This window comes from Segniliparus rugosus ATCC BAA-974 (genome assembly GCF_000185725.2).
Taxonomy (GTDB): Bacteria; Actinomycetota; Actinomycetes; order Mycobacteriales; family Mycobacteriaceae; genus Segniliparus; species Segniliparus rugosus.
In genome coordinates this window covers 679630-695678 of the sequence record NZ_KI391953.1, presented here as the reverse complement: position 1 = coordinate 695678, position 16049 = coordinate 679630, and the positions used below count along the sequence as shown (strand labels likewise).

Sequence of the window (16049 nt, the reverse complement as noted above, 5' to 3'; positions counted from 1 at the left end):
TTCTCGCACGTCCGATCAGGACGCGCGATCACGTCCGGGGCGCCGGCCCGCCGGCCTGGAGATGACGCCGGGCACCCCACGCCCCCGCAACGAGACCCCGGCGGTCTCCGTCACGAAGGGCAGCGCGACGAGCCCGACGAGACAGCTCGCCATGAGATACCCCGCCGGAACGAGATCGGATCCGAGCTTGTCGATGAGCCACTCGTTGATCAAGGGGCAGGTGCCGCCGAACACCGAGGTCGCCACGTTGTAGGAGAGGGCGAAACCCGCGAAACGCACTTGCGTGGGGAACATCGCCGGGAATGTCGCCGAAATCGTGGACAACTGCAGGATGAAGAACCCGCCGAGCACGATCAGCCCGACCAGCGCCCCCAAGAAGCTCAGCCGCATCACCAGGAACATCGGCACGGCGAGGACGAACAACCCGACCAGGGAAGCTCGCCACATGGGTTTGCGCCCGACACGGTCCGACAGCGCGCCGCACATGGGAAGAAGCGCCATCATGACGAGCTGGACAACCAGCATGATGACGAGCCCCTGGGTGTCGGTGAGGCCGATATGGCTCCCCAAATAGGTGGGCATGAAGCTCAAAAGCGTGTAGTTGGCCACGTTGAGCGCGACGACCAGGCCGAAGAGCAGCACGACCGGTTGACGGTAGACCGTCGCGAGCTCGTGCAGCTCATGCCCGAGATTCGATTCGTTCCCGCCCGATTGCTCCAGCTCCTGGAAGCAGGGAGTGTCTTCCATTTTCGACCGCAGGTACAAGCCGACCAAGCCGAGCGGCCCGGCGATCAGGTACGGCAGCCGCCAACCCCATGTCTGCATGGCTCCGTCGTCAAGGCCCAGGTCCACGAGCAGCACGAGAAGCGCCCCGAAGGCGTAGCCGCCGAGCGTGCCGAATTCGAGGAAGGAACCGCAGAAGCCGCGCTTGCGGTCCGGGGCGTACTCGGCCATGAACGTCGCCGCCCCGCCGTACTCGCCACCGGTGGAGAAGCCTTGGACCATGCGCAGCAGGATCAACGCCGCCGGGGCCCATGCTCCGACGGCGGCGTGCGTCGGCAAGAGCCCCACGCAGAATGTCGCCCCCGACATCATGACGATGGTGGCGGCGAGGATCTGTTTGCGGCCGAGCCGGTCGCCGAGCGGCCCCCAGACCAGGCCGCCGAGCGGGCGCACCAGGAAAGAGATGGCGAAGGTCAATAGCGCCCACAGCGTCCCGCTCGCCCCGTCTCCGGGGAAGAAGACTTTCGAGATATACGGGACGGTGAGGGCGTACACCCCGTAGTCGAACCACTCAGTGGCGTTCCCCATGGCCGAGGCCGCTATCGCGCGGCGAAGCGTGGACCTCGGAATATGACTCGCAGGCTCGGGATCAACCCGTCCTGTTGTTTTTTCAGTCGTCGACGATTTCTCGGTTTTTTCAGTTGTCGAGAGTGCCATAGACTGCATCACCCCTTCCGTGCTGTGGCCCGGGACGAGCGTGACGGGAACAGGCGATCGAGGAAGACCCCCTGGGATTTTTGCGCGGACCACATTCGTTCCCAAGACACGCGGCGCGATAACGCCGCTGACAGGCTGTCGAAACAAGTCCCAAAGCCCGACCTAGGGGGTGATCGCACCGGCCCTGCTCTGGTGTGCAGCGGCTTCCATTGTGCCAAAGGCCGAGGCCGCATTCATGGTCGGGGCGCCCGCGAGGGCTCGCTACAATCATTTTATGAGCAACTACCTGGGGTTCTTAATGTTTGCGACCCTGCTCGCCTCCGCCCCTGGGCCGGACATGCTGCTCACGATCCAAACCACGGCGCTGGGCGGGCGTTCCCGTGGTTTCGCCGCCATCGCGGGCATCGCGGCTGCGGCGACCATGCAAGGGCTGCTCGTCGTGTGGGGCTTGGCCGCCGTGCTGACTCGTTCCCAGCCTCTTTTCCTCGCGCTGCGCGTGATCGGCGTCCTGTACCTGCTGTACATGGGCGCGACCGCGATCCGCGCCGCGATCAAGGGGGAGCTGGCCCCCGCCGAGGATGCGGGCTCGTCCCGCCGTCCGAGAAAACAGCTCTGGTCCAGCGCTCGACAAGGTTTCCTCTGCAACATCACGAACCCGAAGGTGCTGATGTTCAACCTGGCGGTCCTCCCCCAGTTCGTGTCCGGCGACGCGCCAGCCGCGAGGCTGCTGGCCTACTGCTTCACGCTGGTGGCGGTCGGGACGGCGGTCTTGGTGATCGTGGCGCTCAGCGCGAACGCCGCGCGCCAAGCGCTCGCCCGGCCTCGCGCCCGACGCTGCGTCAACGCCGCGACCGGAACGGTGATGGTCGGCTTCGCCGCCGCGCTCGCCGCCGAAGCCTGACCGGCCGCACGGGGCCATAGGGCCTGCCGGTCCGACGCGCCGAAGCCACGTCAGGGCGATTGCGACTAAAGTCGGAAGAAGGGCAGCGGATCCACATCGGCCCCATATGGGGAAATTAGTGCAAAAATACCCTATACGTAGGGAAAACATACCCCGAATCAAGCCGCTTTTACTTTCCTGTTACGTTGGTAACGAGATCCGAACCGCAAGGTTCCTCGCGGCACGCGCCACGACGAGGAAGCCAACACGAGCGTGGAAGGAACGAGACCGCCATGGGCGAACTGAAAGCCGCTCCCTCTGTGACGCTGCGGCCGCCGCAGCCCGAGGACGGCCCGGCGATGCACCGGCTCGCCGCGTCCTCCGAGACTCTCGACGTGAACACGAGATACGCGTATGTGCTGCTCGCGCATCACTTCTCGGCGACCTCGGCGATCGCCGAGAACTCGAGCGGCCCGGTCGGCTTCGCCACGGGCTACCATCCGCCTGGGCGCCCGGACGTGCTGTTCGTGTGGCAAATCTGTGTCGCGGCGCAAGCGCGCGGGCAAGGAGTGGGCGCAGCGATGCTGGACTGGCTGGTGGACCGCGCCGACCGCGACATCGTCGTCGAAGCCACCGTCGCCCCGTCCAACGCCGCGTCGAACGCGATGTTCGGCGCGCTCGCCCGCCGCCGCAACACGACGCTCGCCATATCCGACGGGTTCCCGGCCTCGCTTTTCCCAGCTCCGCACGAAGCGGAGCCGCTGGTGCGCGTCGGGCCGATCACGTCGAAGCCCTGATGCTCCGGGCCTGACTTCTCCGTGAAGCGACAACCGAAACAAAGGAAGAGAGAACCCAGGTGACCGCTATCGCTGAAACTGTCCTGCCAGAAACCTTCGCACGAGTCGAATCGGGAGTCCGCAGCTACTGCCGCAACTGGCCCACCGTGTTCACCAAAGCAAAAGGCTCCTGGATCACCGACGCCGCTGGAAAACAGTATTTGGACCTGTTCGCCGGCGCGGGGGCGCTCAACTACGGACACAACCACCCCGCGCTCAAGGCCCCGTTGCTGGAGTACCTCGCGGGCGACAACGTCGTGCATTCGCTCGACATGGCCACAGAAGCCAAACGCCGTTTCCTCGAAACGTTCGAGGCGCGCGTCCTCAAACCGAGGGGGCTCGACTACGTCGTGCAATTCCCCGGCCCGACAGGGACGAACTCGGTCGAGGCCGCGTTGAAGCTGGCGAGGAAGGCGACCGGGCGCGAATCCGTCATCAGCTTCACCAACGCCTTCCACGGCATGACGCTCGGATCGTTGAGCGTCACCGGCAATTCGATGAAACGCGCCGGAGCCGGCATCCCGCTCGTGCACGCCACGCCGATGCCCTACGACAACTACCTCGGCGAAGCGGCAGAGGACTTCCACTGGTTCGCCCGCGTGCTCGACGACTCGGGCAGCGGGCTGAACCGTCCCGCCGCCGTCATCGTGGAGACCGTGCAAGGCGAGGGCGGAGTCAACGTCGCCCGTGCCGGATGGCTGCGCGCGCTGGCCGACCTGTGCCACGACCGGGACATCCTGCTCATCGTGGACGACGTGCAGATGGGCTGCGGGCGCACCGGGCCTTTCTTCTCCTTCGAGGACGCCGGAATCCTCCCCGACATCGTCACATTGTCCAAGTCGATCAGCGGCTACGGGCTCCCGATGGCGCTCACGCTGTTCAAAAGAGAACTCGACCTCTGGTGCCCCGGCGAGCACAACGGGACGTTCCGAGGGCACAACCCCGCGTTCGTCACCGCCACGGCGGCGTTGGAGGAATTCTGGTCCGACGACGAGTTCGCCGAGACGACCCGCCGCAAGGGCGCAGAGGTGCGGTCCCACCTCGAAGCCATCGCCGACCAGCACGAGGGCGTCTCGGCCCGAGGAAAAGGACTGGCGCAAGGACTCAAATTCGAGAAGCCCGAGCAGGCCGAACAGGTGCGGCGCACCGCGTTCCACGAGGGGGTGCTCGTGGAGTCCTCAGGACCGTCGGACGAAGTGGTCAAGCTGCTTCCGCCGCTGACGACCTCGTTCGCAGACCTGCGGCACGGAGTCGAAATCTTGGGCGACGCGGTCGACGCGGCGGCGCGCCCGTGACGTGGCGGCCATCGAGACGAGAAAGGAGACGGCTGTGATCGTGCGGACCACAGAAGAAATCACCGGAACCGAACGGGACGTCGCGGACAGCGGCTGGCGCTCGAAACGGATCATCCTCGCCGACGACGGCGTGGGGTTCTCATTCCACGAGACCACGATCGAACCGGGCTCGGTGCACGAGTTCCACTACAAGCACCACGTCGAGGCGGTGTGGCTGATCGAAGGCCGGGGCGTGCTGACCAACCTCGAAACCGGCGAGGAGCATCCGCTCGGACCAGGATCGATGTACTTGCTCGACGGGCATGAGCGGCACCGGTTGGCCTCAGACGAGCGGATGCGGATGCTCTGCGTCTTCAACCCGCCGGTGACCGGGCGCGAGGTGCACGACGAGTCCGGGGCCTACGCGGCGGCGGGCTCATGACGGGCTACGCCCCTGACCGCCCGCAGATCGACCGGTACCCGACCCGTGTGGAGCGCGCGATCGCGCCCGTGCCGAGGACCGATCCGGTCGTGTGGAGCGCGCGCGGGCCGGAGCCAGGTCCGCTCTCCCGCGATGAGCTGGAGCGGTTCGAGCGCGACGGCTTCCTCTTGCGCCCGAGGTCTGTCGCCGAAGAGCAGCTCGCCGGGCTGCGCCGCGAGCTGGAACGGCTCCCCGCCGAACTCTCCCCGGACGATCCGCGCGTCGTCCGAGAAGGAGGGAGCGGGGCGGTGCGGTCCGTGTTCGCGCCGCACCTTTGCAGCGGCCTCGTCGCCGACGTGGTGCGCTCCGAGACCGTCCTGCCGCTCGCGCGGCAGCTCCTCGGGTCGGACGTGTACTTGCACCAAGCCAGGATCAACTTCATGCCGGGGTTCTCCGGGTCCGGGTTCTACTGGCACTCCGACTTCGAGACCTGGCACGCGGAAGACGGATTGCCCGCGATCCGAACGGTGTCCTGTTCTATCGCGCTGACCGAGAACTACCCGTACAACGGGGCGCTCATGGTGATGCCGGGATCGCACCACACCTTCTACCCGTGCGTCGGGCGCACGCCGGAGAACCACCACCAAAGCTCGCTCGTGCGCCAAGAGATCGGCGTGCCCGACCAGGAGACTTTGGCCAAGGCCGCCGACGCTTCGGGGATCTTCCAGTCCACCGGCCCCGCCGGAACGGCGTTCTGGTTCGACGCGAATCTGCTGCACGGCTCGGGCTCGAACATCACGCCGTTCCCCCGCTCGAACCTGTTTCTGGTGTTCAACTCTGTGGAGAACGCGCCCGTCGAGCCGTTTGCCGCCGCGCGGCGGCGCCCAGAGCATATCGCCGCGCGCGTCCCCGAGCCGATCAGGGAGCAGGAGCCGATCTCGCAGGGGAAGCGCTCAGGCTGAGCGCAGACCTTCCCTCAGAACCGATCCGGTGAGAAGATCGCCGGATGCCTCAGCCCACTCGCACCGCACTCGTCATCGGCGCAGGCCAGACCGGAGCCTCCGTCGCATACGGCTTGCAGCGCGCCGGATTCGACACCACCCTGGTCAGCGAGCGCGACCAGCGCTCGCTGCGCGCCGACGTGCCAGCCTCCGGCACCGCGGCGCTCTTCGGGCGGTCCATCGAGGCGGAACGGGAGCTCGGCCTCGACAGCTATCTGGACAAAGCCCCGATCATCACCGGGCAAAGCGTGCGGCTGGTCGACGGGACTCTGCCGGATCGCCCGGAGCAGCTCGCCTTCGATGCGCCGTTCCCCGGATTCGTCGCGGTCGCGGTGGACACGCGCCTGAAGGCGGACGACCGGATCACTTCCTTCCTCGACATCGGCGGCGAGTTCCGGGTGGAGAAGGTGGACCCGGCCAGGCTGGACGAGCTCGCGGGCGACTACGGCCTCGTCCTGGTCGCGACCGGACGAGACGGGCTCGCCAGCCTCTTCCCCGTCGACCCCGGCCGCACCGCGTACGACCGCCCGCAACGGCGGGTGTTCACCGTGACCCTGACCGGGCTCGGCTACGGGCCGGAAATCTTCGCGCACCGAGGCTCCTCCGGCGGCCAGCACAGCGCGTACTCCTTCGTCACCGACCAGGGCGAAGCGTGGTGGGGCCCTTACCTGCACAAAGACGCGGGGCCTTCCTGGGCGTTCCTGGCGTGGGGCAAACCGGGCAGCGAATGGGAGCGGCGCTTCGCAGCCCCGACGAACCTCGCCCAAGCGCATCAGACCCTGCTCGACCTGCACCGCGACTACCTGGATTGGGACCTGCCGGAAGCCGAGGCGCTCCGCCCGATCGAGGACGACCCTCGGTCATGGCTCTCGGGAGCCATCACCCCGCTCGTGCGCCAGGGGGTCGGGCGGACCGCGAGCGGGCACGCGGTCGCCGCGCTCGGCGACGCCGCCGTCGCATACGACCCTATCGCCGGGCAAGGCGCGCAGACCGGGCTTCTGCAAGCGGCGTTCCTGGTGCGCGAGGCGGCCAAGCACGATGGCCCGTTCGACGGCGAGTGGCTCGCGGCCAAGTTCGAGCAGTTCTACGCCGACCGGATCCGGGCCGCGTACGAGGTCACCCGGCTCTACCTCGGCGACCCCGACTACGCCGAGGCCAGCGGGGCGATCTTCGGCTCGGCGCAAGTCCAGCCCGATGTCGCGGGGGCCGCGTTCGGACTGCTCTCCGACCCTCGCCCGGTCCTCGACTTCGAGCGGCCGGAAGGATGGCGGGCGTTCGTCGCGAAGGCCGCCGGCGAAGACCTCGAAGCCCTCCTCGCCCGATTCCAGCCCTCGGGGCGGTTCCAACGCTCCACGTATCGGGCGCTGAGCCACCGGTGAGCCGCCCCTCGCGCCCAGGAGCCGAGCCTCAGCCGTCTGCGAGCTGCGCGAGCGGCAACCACCGCTCCACTTCCCGCGCCCGATGCCCGGAGGCCGACACCAGGCTGCGGTCGTGCGCGTCCTGCGGCTCGACGAGCCCGACTGCGAGCAGCAACCAGGTGCGGGCGTCGGTTTCGTAGACGTTCGGCGGGGTGCCCCGCGTATGCCTCGGCCCTTCCACGCATTGCACGGCGGCGAACGGAGCCACCCGCACTTCCACGGAGCTGCCAGGGGCGAGCGACGCGAGGGTCCGCGCGGTCAACCGCACCGCCTCGGCCAAAGCGGCGCGGTCCGGCTTGGCCGAGGATTCGTCCCGCAGCCACCCGGCCACGGCGGCCAAAGCCCGACGAAGCTCCTGGGGATCCACCGCTGTCTGTCGTGCCACGCTCGCTCCTGTCCAACCGTCGGCGCGCCGCGCTCCCGGCGTTGGCCGCATCGATCCTAATCCGTCGCGCAATGGCCCGACCAGCGGCGGCGAGGCGGTAGGATCGTCATTCGTGGTCGACTTCGACTCGATGCTGGCGCAGGTCCTCTCCGGGCAGGCGGTCACCGAGGATCCAGAGCAGAGCAGGATTCTCGACGCGGCGCGGGCCGAGTTCGTCGCGCATGGATTCCGCCGCGCGGCGGTGGCCGACATCGCCCGCCGCGCCAAAGTCTCCCGCCAGACCCTCCACCGTCGTTGCGGGGACAAGGACGAGATCATCTCGGCGGTCGTCGTCCGCGAGGTGCTGCACTTCTTCTTCGAAATCGAAGCCAGCATCCCGCCGGAGCTCTCGCCGGAGGAGCGGGTGGTCGAGGCGTTCGTCTCGGGGATGCGCGCCTGCCAGCAGAACCCGGTGGTCGCGGCGATCAAAGAGTTCGAGCCGGAACGATTCTCGTTCGGCTCGTTCGGCGAAGCCCCCGAGGGCTACCAGGTGATCCGCACGCTCCTCGCCCTCCAACTCTCCCCCGGGCGGATCGAAGCGGCGGAGCGGGCCGTCGAGCTCATGCTCCGGATCACCGCCACCCTGCTGCTCTCCCCCACCCCTGTCTTGCCCATGGACACCGACGACGACACGCGCGCGTTCGCCCGCGCCTACTTCCTTCCGATCATCGCCGCGTCCTTCGCCCAGGACGGCGACAGCGGCTGAATCCAGGATTATGCTCGTCGCATCGACAAAACAGCGCTGATCCTCTCCATCCTCGCCAGCATGGCCATGGTCGTCGTGCTCATTTCCCGGCTCAAGCTCCATCCTTTCCTCGCCTTGACCGCAGGGGCGCTCGCCGCCGGTTTCGGCGCGGGGCTCGGCGGAACGACGACCGTCGAATCGTTCGTCAAAGGGTTCGGGACGACCATGGCCGACGTCGGCATCCTCATCGGCCTCGGCGCGATGTTCGGCAAACTCCTGGCCGATTCCGGCGGGGCCGACACCGTCGTCGACGCGCTGCTGGCCCGTTCCTCTCCGCGCATGCTGCCGTGGACCATGCTGGCGGTCGGCCTGCTCGTCGGCCTGCCGCTCTTCTTCGAAGTGGGCGCGGTGCTGCTCATGCCGGTGATTTTCCTCGCGGCCCGCCGATCCGGGCTCCCCGTGATGCGGATCGCCATCCCGGCACTGGCCGCGCTTTCCACATTGCACTGCCTCGTCCCGCCGCATCCCGGCGCGCTCGCCGCAGTCGCGGCGGTGCACGCGAACCTCGGGATCACCCTTCTGCTCGGCCTCGCGTGCGCGATCCCCGTCGCCATCATCAGCGGCCCGGTGTTCGGCTCCGTCGCCGCGCGCTGGGTCCCGGTCTCGGCCCCCGCTTTGTTCGCGCCCGACGAGGCCGAAGACGAACGCGTCCGTCTGCCCGTCGGACGGACGATCACCGTGATCCTCGTCCCGATCGCGCTCATGGTGTGCCGGTCGGCCTCGGAGATCGCCATGGAGCCGTCGCACCCGCTGCGCGGGGTGTTCGACCTGCTCGGAACACCGCTCGTGGCGCTCGGCCTCGGCGTGCTCGCCGCTGCGGCGCTGCTCGGCATGCCGCGAGCCTCGGTCGCCGAGAGCTTGAACGGCGCGCTCGCCCCGATGGCGGGCCTGACGATGATGATCGGCAGCGGCGGCGGGTACAAACAGGTGCTCGTCGACGCGGGGGTCAGCGGCTTCATCGCCCGAGCGGCGAGCGACAGCCATTTGCCGTTGCTCCTGCTCGCATGGCTGGTCTCGGCGCTCATCCGGGTGGCGACCGGATCGGCGACCGTGGCCTCTGTGACCGCGTCCGGCATCCTCGCGCCGCTGACCGCCGGCCTCTCCCCCGCGCACGTCTCGCTCTTAGTCTTGGCCATCGGCTCTGGCTCGGTGTTCTTCTCCTACGTCAACGACGCAGGGTTTTGGTTGGTCAAGGGCTATTTCGACCTGGATATCGCGCAGACGGTCAAAACCTGGACCGCGTTGCAAACGCTGATCTCGCTCGTCGGCCTCAGCTGCGTCCTCGTGCTCGCCGCGCTCGTGCCGTAGGTTGGACTGCATGGCAGTTGTCGTGGTCATGGGCGTCTCCGGTTGCGGCAAGAGCACGATCGCCGGGCTGCTCGCCGAGGAACGGGGCTGGGATCTCCTCGAAGGGGACCAGCTGCATCCGCCGGAGAATATCGCGAAGATGTCGGCGGGGATCCCCCTCGCCGACGAGGACCGGTGGCCGTGGCTCGCCGCTGTCGCCGCCTGGATCCGCGAGCGGAGCGCCGTCGGCGCGGACGCAGTGGTGTCCTGCTCCGCGCTCAAGCGCGCCTATCGGGACCGTTTGCGGGGCGGCAGCCCCGAGGGCGAAGTCGTCTTCGCGCATCTCGACGGGCCGTGCGACGTGCTCGCAGAGCGAATGGCGCACCGCGCCCACTTCATGCCCGCCAGCCTTTTAGACTCCCAGCTCGCAGACTTGGAGCGGCTGGGCCCCGACGAGCCCGGCTTGGTTGTCGATCTGCGGCAAAGCCCGCAGGAACAAGCAGCCGCCATCCTCTCCTGGCTGGGTCGAGAGCAAAAGACGCAGAAAAGTCGAGGGCAGGCCCGGTAGGACCTGCTCTCGACCTTTCTGCTCGGTTCAGTGGCTCGAGCCACCGCTGCCGTGCGAGCCGCCGCCCGAGGAACCGGCGTGCGAGCCGCCTCCGGAAGAACCGGAACCACCGCCCGAGCCGGAGCCGCCATGGGAGCCGCCGGAGGAGCCGGAGCTGTCGTGGGAGCCGCTGGAAGAACCAGAGCCGCTGCTGGAGCCGCTTGTCGAAGCCCCGGAGCCGCTGGAAGAACCAGCGCCGCTGCTGCTCCCGCTGGAAGCGCTCGAACTCGAACCGCCGCCCGTGCCCGAACCGCCGCTCGTGCCGGAACCGGAGCCAGCCGTCCCAGAGCCGCTTGCGCTCGACCCGGAGCCAGCCGTGCCGGAACTGGAGCCACTGGTTCCGGCGGAACTCGCCCCGTCGCTTGTCGCAGACGTGCCCGGTTTGGTCGAGCCCGTCCCGGTCGTCGCGGAACCGGTCGTGGCAGAGCCCGTCGTCGCGGAACCGGCCGTGCCCGTTGCCGAGGAGCCAGCCGTCCCGGTCGTGGCGGAGCCTGTCGCGGCGGAACCGGTCGTGCCGCTCGCCGTGCCCGTCGTGCCCGCGCTCGTGGTCCCGGTTCCAGTCGTGCCAGCGCTCGCGCTGGAGCCGGTGGACCCGATTCCAGCCGTGCCGGTCGTCGTGCCCGTGCCCATCGCGCCGGCGCCGGTGGCCGCGCCGAGAGCGCTGTCGGTCATCGAGTGGAGGCTCTTGGCCGAGTCCGTGCCCGTTTCGACGGCAGACGGCTTGGTCGCCGTGGAGCCTGCCGCCTGGGCCGTGTCATTGGCCGTCGGTTTCGCCGCAGTGGAGCCCGTTGTCGTTGACCCGGTCGTGGCGGCCCCGGTCGAGGCGGACTCGGTCGTGCCGGTCGTGGCGGCCCCGGTCGAGGCGGACTCGGTCGCGCCGGTCGTGGCGGCCCCGGTCGTGGCCGGCCCAGGAGCCGCAATGCCCATCGTGCCCGCGCTCTTCGCCGCAGTTCCGGCTGCGCCGGAGCCCTCGGAGCCTGTCGCGGACGGAGCGGCAGTGCCGAAGCTGAGGCTTGTCCCTGTTTTCGCGGCGCTCGTGCCCGACGACGTGCCGAAACTGATCGAACCGATGTCGAAGCTGACCGAGGGCGCGGTGAGCTTGCCGTCGGCGACGCTCGGCCCTGTGACGCTGAAGCTCGGAGTTGTGATCGTCGCGACGGTGCCGCTCGGGCCGTTGAGGGTCAGACTCACGGCGTTCACCGCGAAACCGCCTGTGGTGAGGCCGACGAGCTTGCCCTGCGAGTTGAAGGTGGCGCTCGGGCCGGTGATCGACCCGCCGCCGACGTCGACGCCGATGCCGAGTCCGAACGGGCCGCCAACCGAGAGCTTCGGGCCGACCACGCTGTCGCTGAAGGAGTGCAGCGTGACGTTGCCGTTACCGCTCAGCGCGGTGAGCGCCTGGCCGAGATTGGCCAGCAGGGCTCCGGGGTTGCCGACCAGCGAACTCGGGTTGGTCAACAGCTCCCCGGTGTTGGTGAGCGCGGTGACTAGTGGAGCGACCTGCAAAGGCTTGTCGGTGGTCACCCACGGCCCGTGCAGCGTGTTGCTCCCGGTTTGGACCGAAAGCCCGAGCCCGCCGGGCCCGACGAGGTCTGCTTTTGGCCCGGTGATCGTGTCGCTGAAGGAGCTGACCGTGGTGCCTTGGCGGGGTGAGGGTGAGCACGGGGCCGGTGAAGGAGTTAGCCCCGGTGGCCAGCGCCGCGCTGGTCCCAGCCGGGCCGGTGAGGCCGAAAGCCGGACCTGCCGTGGTGTTGTTGAAGGACGTGACCGTGGTGGTGAAGTTGTTGATCAGCACCTGGCCGAGATTGCTGAGCACGTTGCCCGAGCTGCTGAGCGCGTCGCCAAGGGTGTCGAAACCGACCGAGCCGGTGATGTGGAGCGAAGGGCCGGTCAGCGTGTTGCCGAAGGTCGTGGCCGCCGCGCTGATGCCTGCCGGTCCGGTGAATCCGAGCTTCGGGCCGTTGATCGTGTCGTTGAAGAGGTTCGCGGCGAGATCGACGTTGAGCGGTCCGCCGAGCGCGGAGCCGAGTTTGACGAGGTCGCCGAAGATCGGGCCGAGGTTGACGAGCTCGCCCGGCGAGGTGATCTTGCTCAGCGCGTTCGCGATGTCGGCGAGGCCGCCAAGCGCGTTCGCCAGATTCGTGAGGTTTTCCAACGCGGTGCCGTTCGGCCCGATCGGCATCGACGCGGCGAGCTGCGCGTTCGGCCCGTTGAACGTGTTGTCGAAGCTGCTCAACGCCGCGCTGAGCCCGCCAGGCCCGGTGAATCCGAGCTGCGGCCCGGCGAACGTGTCGTGTAGGACGGTGGCCGCCGCGTTGAGCGTCGCGCTCATCCCTGTGCCCGAGCCGGTGTCCGTGAGCTGGCCGATCGCCGAGATCAGCTTGGTGAGGTTCTCAAGGGTGACGCCGCCCTGGGCGATCTGGCCCAAGGACGCGGCGAGCTCGCCGGGCTTGCCCAGGTTGACCCCGCCGACCATCGTCGCGCTGACTCCGGTGAAGGTGTTCTTGAACAGGCTCGCCGTGCTGCCGAACCCGAACGGGCCGGTGAAGGTGTTGCTCGGGCCCTGCGTGACGTTGTTGAACAGCGTGGCGTTGCCGGTGAGCTGCAGCGGCTGGTTCAGCCCGGAGGCCAACTGGCCGATCTGGGTGATCGCCGAAGCCAGCTGGCCGAGCGTGTCGATCGAGAGGCCGGTCTCGGCGATCTGCGCCAGCGAGTCGGCGAGGTTGGCGAGCGGAACGAGGTTCGACGACGGGACGAGGGTCGCGTCCATCGTTGTGAAGGTGTTGTGGAACGTGCTGATGGTGTCGCTGATCCCGAACGGGCCGGGGATCGTGTAGCTCGGGCCGGCGTTGACGACGGGCACGCTGGAAGCTTTGAGGCCCGTGGCGAACGAACCGGAGACGACGACGTCCGGCAAGCCTGGGATGGTCGCGGCTTGCGCCCGAGGGGCTCCCGGCCCCGCGAGAGCCATGCCCACGCCAGCGGCGAAGGCGACCATCGCCGTCGCGGACCGGCTGGCGAGCTGGGACAAGGGACTGGATCTGGCCATGGGGCGCTCCGATCTGCCGGAGGAACAACACTGGTCCTTCGGCCGCTATGCGTCAGAGCGGGAACATATGCACGACTTTCCGCAAGTCGTGCACCACGATCCGCCCTGGCGCGGATCCTCTGTTTTTATTCACTCACTACCACCCTTGCCTTTGGCTTTTTGGCCCTTCGCACTGTGGTGATGTAGATCATACACACGCGTCTGCCGACTGTGAAGCGGGGCACATCTTTTCCTGGAGCGAAAGCTCCGGGGAACACCGGAAAACCCAGCCGACGAGCGACGTGGCACGAGGAAACAGCGAGGAACGAGCCTGGCGGAGCCTCAGGGAAGCTCAGGCGAAGAGCGCGGGCAATGTGCCCTCGTGCGCCTCGCGCAGCTCGGAGAGCCCGGCTGTGAACAGTCCCTGGACCTCGAGCTCGGCGCTGTCGGGCACGACGACGCCCACTCGGGCGAACGGCACGCCGCGCGAGGCGACCAGCGCTTCGAACGCTCCCGCCTGAGTGTGCGTGACCGCGACCAGCGCCCGGCCCGAGGACTCGGCGAAGAGCGCGACGAACGGGTCGGCCCCTTCCGGCAGCACCACGCGGACGCCGACTCCGACTGCGAGGACCGACTCCACCAGCGCCTGCGCGAGGCCGCCCTCGGACAAGTCGTGCGCGCCGTTCACCAGCCCCTGCCGCGCGGCGGCGTGCAGCGTCTCGGCGAGGCGGCGCTCCGCTTCGAGGTCCACCGAGGGCGGCTCGCCGCCCAGATGGCCGTGGACCACCTTCGCCCATGCGGAGCCGTCCAGCTCGTCGCGGGTCTCGCCGAGCAGGAACAGCACCTGTCCGTGGTCGGGCGCGAACCCGACCTTCACCGCCCTGGCGACGTCGTCGACGACGCCGAGCACCCCGACCACGGGGGTCGGGTTGATCGCCACGTCGCCGGTCTGATTGTAGAAACTCACGTTCCCGCCGGTCACCGGGATGCCGAGCGCGGCGCAGCCGTCCGCCAGGCCCCGCACCGCCTGCGCGAATTGCCACATCACGCCCGGATCCTGCGGGGAGCCGAAGTTCAGGCAGTTCGTCACGGCCCTCGGCACCGCCCCCGCGACGGCCACGTTGCGGTACGCCTCGGCGAGGGCGAGCTGAACGCCCCGGTACGGGTCGAGCTTGGCGAACCTGCCGTTGGCGTCCGTCGCGATCGCGACGCCCAGCCCGGACTCCTCGTCCACTCGGACCAGGCCCGCGTCCGCGCCGGGGACCAGCACCGAATTGCCCCGGACCAAGGAGTCGTACTGCTGGGTGATGAACCTTGTCGAGCACAACCCTGGCGAGGCGATCAGCGCGAACAGCGCCTCGCGCAGCTCCTGGCCGCTCTTTGGCCGGGCCAGACCGGCGGTCGTGTCGGCGACCAGCGCGTCCTGGAACGCGGGGCGCTCGACCGGACGCTGGTACACCGGGCCCTCGTCCGCCAGCGTCCGCGCGACCACGTCCACGATCCGCTCGCCGTGCCAGTCGACTTGCAGGCGGCCGGTGTCGGTGACCTCGCCGATGACGGTGGCGGTCACCTCCCAGCGCGCGCAAATGGCGAGGAACTCGTCCAGCTTCTCGGGCGCGACGATGGCGCACATCCGCTCCTGGGACTCGCTGCAAAGCGTCTCGGTCGGCGTCATGTCCGCCGCACGCAGCGGCACCTTGTCGAGCGCCACATGCATCCCGCCGTCCCCCGCCGCCGCGAGCTCGGAGATCGCGCAGGACAGACCGGCTCCGCCGAGGTCCTGGATGCCCTCGACGAGGCCAGCGTCGAAGATCTCCAGGCTCGACTCGATGAGCAGCTTCTCCATGAACGGATCGCCCACCTGCACGGCGGGCAGCTTCTTGCCGCCGCCCTCGGACTCGCCCTCGAACGTCTCCGACGCGAGCACCGAAACCCCGCCGATGCCGTCCCGGCCCGTGCGCGCGCCGTAGAGCACGACGAGGTTCCCGACGCCGCTGGCCTTCGCCTCATGCACCGAGTCCGCCCGAACGACGCCGAGGCACAGCGCGTTGACCAGCGGATTGCCCGCGTAGCAGGCGTCGAAGAGCGTCTGGCCGCCGATGTTCGGCAGGCCGAGGCAGTTCCCGTAGCCGCCGACCCCGGCGACCACGCCGGGCAGCACCCGGCGCGTGTCGGGGGCGTCCGCCTCGCCGAAACAAAGCTGGTCCATCACCGCGACCGGACGGGCGCCCATCGCCAGGATGTCGCGGACGATGCCGCCGACCCCGGTCGCCGCGCCCTGGTACGGCTCGATGAACGAGGGGTGGTTGTGCGATTCGGCTTTGAAGGTGACCGCCCAGCCTTGGCCGATGTCCACCACGCCCGCGTTCGCGCCGATGCCGGCGAGCAGGCCCGCGCGCATCGCCTCGGTCGTGGTCTCGCCGAAGTACTTCAAGTGCGCTTTGGAGGATTTGTAGGAGCAGTGCTCGCTCCACATCACCGAGTACATGCCCAGTTCGGAGTCGGTCGGCCGCCTGCCGAGCAGCTCCCTGATCCGCTTGTACTCCTCTTCGGTGAGGCCCAGCTCCCGGAACGGCTGCGGATGGTCGGGGGTTTGGTTCGCGAACTCGACGGTGTCAACATGCTGAGTGGGAACGCTGCCTGGCACGTGATGACTTTACGACATCCTGCGGCCAGACGGGACAGTCG

At 68.6% G+C, this 16049-nt stretch carries 14 protein-coding genes; 9 read left to right on the top strand and 5 right to left on the bottom strand.

The genetic code is table 11. From position 1 onward, the window contains the following. Positions 1-15: 15 nt before the first annotated feature. Positions 16-1311: an MFS transporter gene (locus tag HMPREF9336_RS03370; RefSeq protein ID WP_007471441.1), complete on the bottom strand. Its 1296-nt coding sequence runs from the start codon at positions 1309-1311 to the stop codon at positions 16-18. A gap of 403 nt (positions 1312-1714) precedes the next feature. On the opposite strand from HMPREF9336_RS03370, the gene HMPREF9336_RS03365 reads away from it, so the two are divergent. The 6 genes from HMPREF9336_RS03365 (at position 1715) to HMPREF9336_RS03340 (ending at position 7231) form a co-directional block, all read left to right on the top strand. Then, on the top strand, positions 1715-2341 hold the full coding sequence (locus HMPREF9336_RS03365; protein WP_007471443.1) for a LysE family translocator: 627 nt from the start codon (positions 1715-1717) through the stop codon (positions 2339-2341). 272 nt (positions 2342-2613) lie between these two features. Continuing rightward, entirely contained in the window at positions 2614-3117 is a 504-nt protein-coding gene (gene ectA / locus HMPREF9336_RS03360; protein WP_007471445.1) for a diaminobutyrate acetyltransferase, read from the top strand. Between the two features lie 59 nt (positions 3118-3176). Further along, the gene (gene ectB, locus HMPREF9336_RS03355) at positions 3177-4451 is read left to right on the top strand and encodes a diaminobutyrate--2-oxoglutarate transaminase (RefSeq protein ID WP_007471446.1); all 1275 of its coding nucleotides are present in this window, start codon (positions 3177-3179) and stop codon (positions 4449-4451) included. A 34-nt stretch (positions 4452-4485) separates the two neighbouring features. Further along, positions 4486-4872, top strand: coding sequence for an ectoine synthase (locus HMPREF9336_RS03350; RefSeq protein ID WP_007471448.1), 387 nt, complete (start codon positions 4486-4488; stop codon positions 4870-4872). Continuing rightward, positions 4869-5813 carry an ectoine hydroxylase gene (gene thpD / locus HMPREF9336_RS03345; protein WP_007471449.1) on the top strand — a complete coding sequence of 315 codons (945 nt, stop codon included), beginning with the start codon at positions 4869-4871 and terminating at the stop codon, positions 5811-5813. Before HMPREF9336_RS03350 ends, thpD begins: the two co-directional genes overlap by 4 nt. A gap of 44 nt (positions 5814-5857) precedes the next feature. Continuing rightward, the gene (locus HMPREF9336_RS03340) at positions 5858-7231 is read left to right on the top strand and encodes a styrene monooxygenase/indole monooxygenase family protein (protein WP_007471451.1); all 1374 of its coding nucleotides are present in this window, start codon (positions 5858-5860) and stop codon (positions 7229-7231) included. Between the two features lie 28 nt (positions 7232-7259). Here the strand turns inward: HMPREF9336_RS03340 and HMPREF9336_RS03335 are convergent, their stop codons facing one another. Beyond that, positions 7260-7655 carry a sterol carrier family protein gene (locus tag HMPREF9336_RS03335; RefSeq protein ID WP_007471452.1) on the bottom strand — a complete coding sequence of 132 codons (396 nt, stop codon included), beginning with the start codon at positions 7653-7655 and terminating at the stop codon, positions 7260-7262. A 130-nt stretch (positions 7656-7785) separates the two neighbouring features. On the opposite strand from HMPREF9336_RS03335, the gene HMPREF9336_RS03330 reads away from it, so the two are divergent. Genes HMPREF9336_RS03330 through HMPREF9336_RS03320 form a run of 3 tightly spaced genes read left to right on the top strand, consistent with a single transcriptional unit; the run spans position 7786 to position 10294 of the window. Then, positions 7786-8400, top strand: coding sequence for a TetR/AcrR family transcriptional regulator (locus tag HMPREF9336_RS03330; protein ID WP_040584953.1), 615 nt, complete (start codon positions 7786-7788; stop codon positions 8398-8400). Further along, positions 8401-9747, top strand: coding sequence for a GntT/GntP/DsdX family permease (locus HMPREF9336_RS03325; protein WP_051357126.1), 1347 nt, complete (start codon positions 8401-8403; stop codon positions 9745-9747). Between the two features lie 10 nt (positions 9748-9757). Further along, entirely contained in the window at positions 9758-10294 is a 537-nt protein-coding gene (locus tag HMPREF9336_RS03320) for a gluconokinase (RefSeq protein WP_007471459.1), read from the top strand. A 27-nt stretch (positions 10295-10321) separates the two neighbouring features. Here HMPREF9336_RS03320 and HMPREF9336_RS03315 read toward each other — a convergent pair whose 3' ends face one another. The 3 genes from HMPREF9336_RS03315 to purL all read right to left on the bottom strand — a co-directional run bounded on the left by HMPREF9336_RS03315 (position 10322) and on the right by purL (position 16008). After that, the gene (locus HMPREF9336_RS03315; protein WP_040584586.1) at positions 10322-11791 is read right to left on the bottom strand and encodes a hypothetical protein; all 1470 of its coding nucleotides are present in this window, start codon (positions 11789-11791) and stop codon (positions 10322-10324) included. Then, positions 11709-13382, bottom strand: a complete 1674-nt coding sequence (locus HMPREF9336_RS03310; protein ID WP_021030015.1) for a hypothetical protein — start codon at positions 13380-13382, stop codon at positions 11709-11711. The genes HMPREF9336_RS03315 and HMPREF9336_RS03310 overlap by 83 nt, the downstream gene beginning before the upstream one ends. A 331-nt stretch (positions 13383-13713) precedes the next feature. After that, positions 13714-16008 carry a phosphoribosylformylglycinamidine synthase subunit PurL gene (gene purL / locus HMPREF9336_RS03305; RefSeq protein ID WP_007471465.1) on the bottom strand — a complete coding sequence of 765 codons (2295 nt, stop codon included), beginning with the start codon at positions 16006-16008 and terminating at the stop codon, positions 13714-13716. Between the last annotated feature and the right edge of the window lie 41 nt (positions 16009-16049).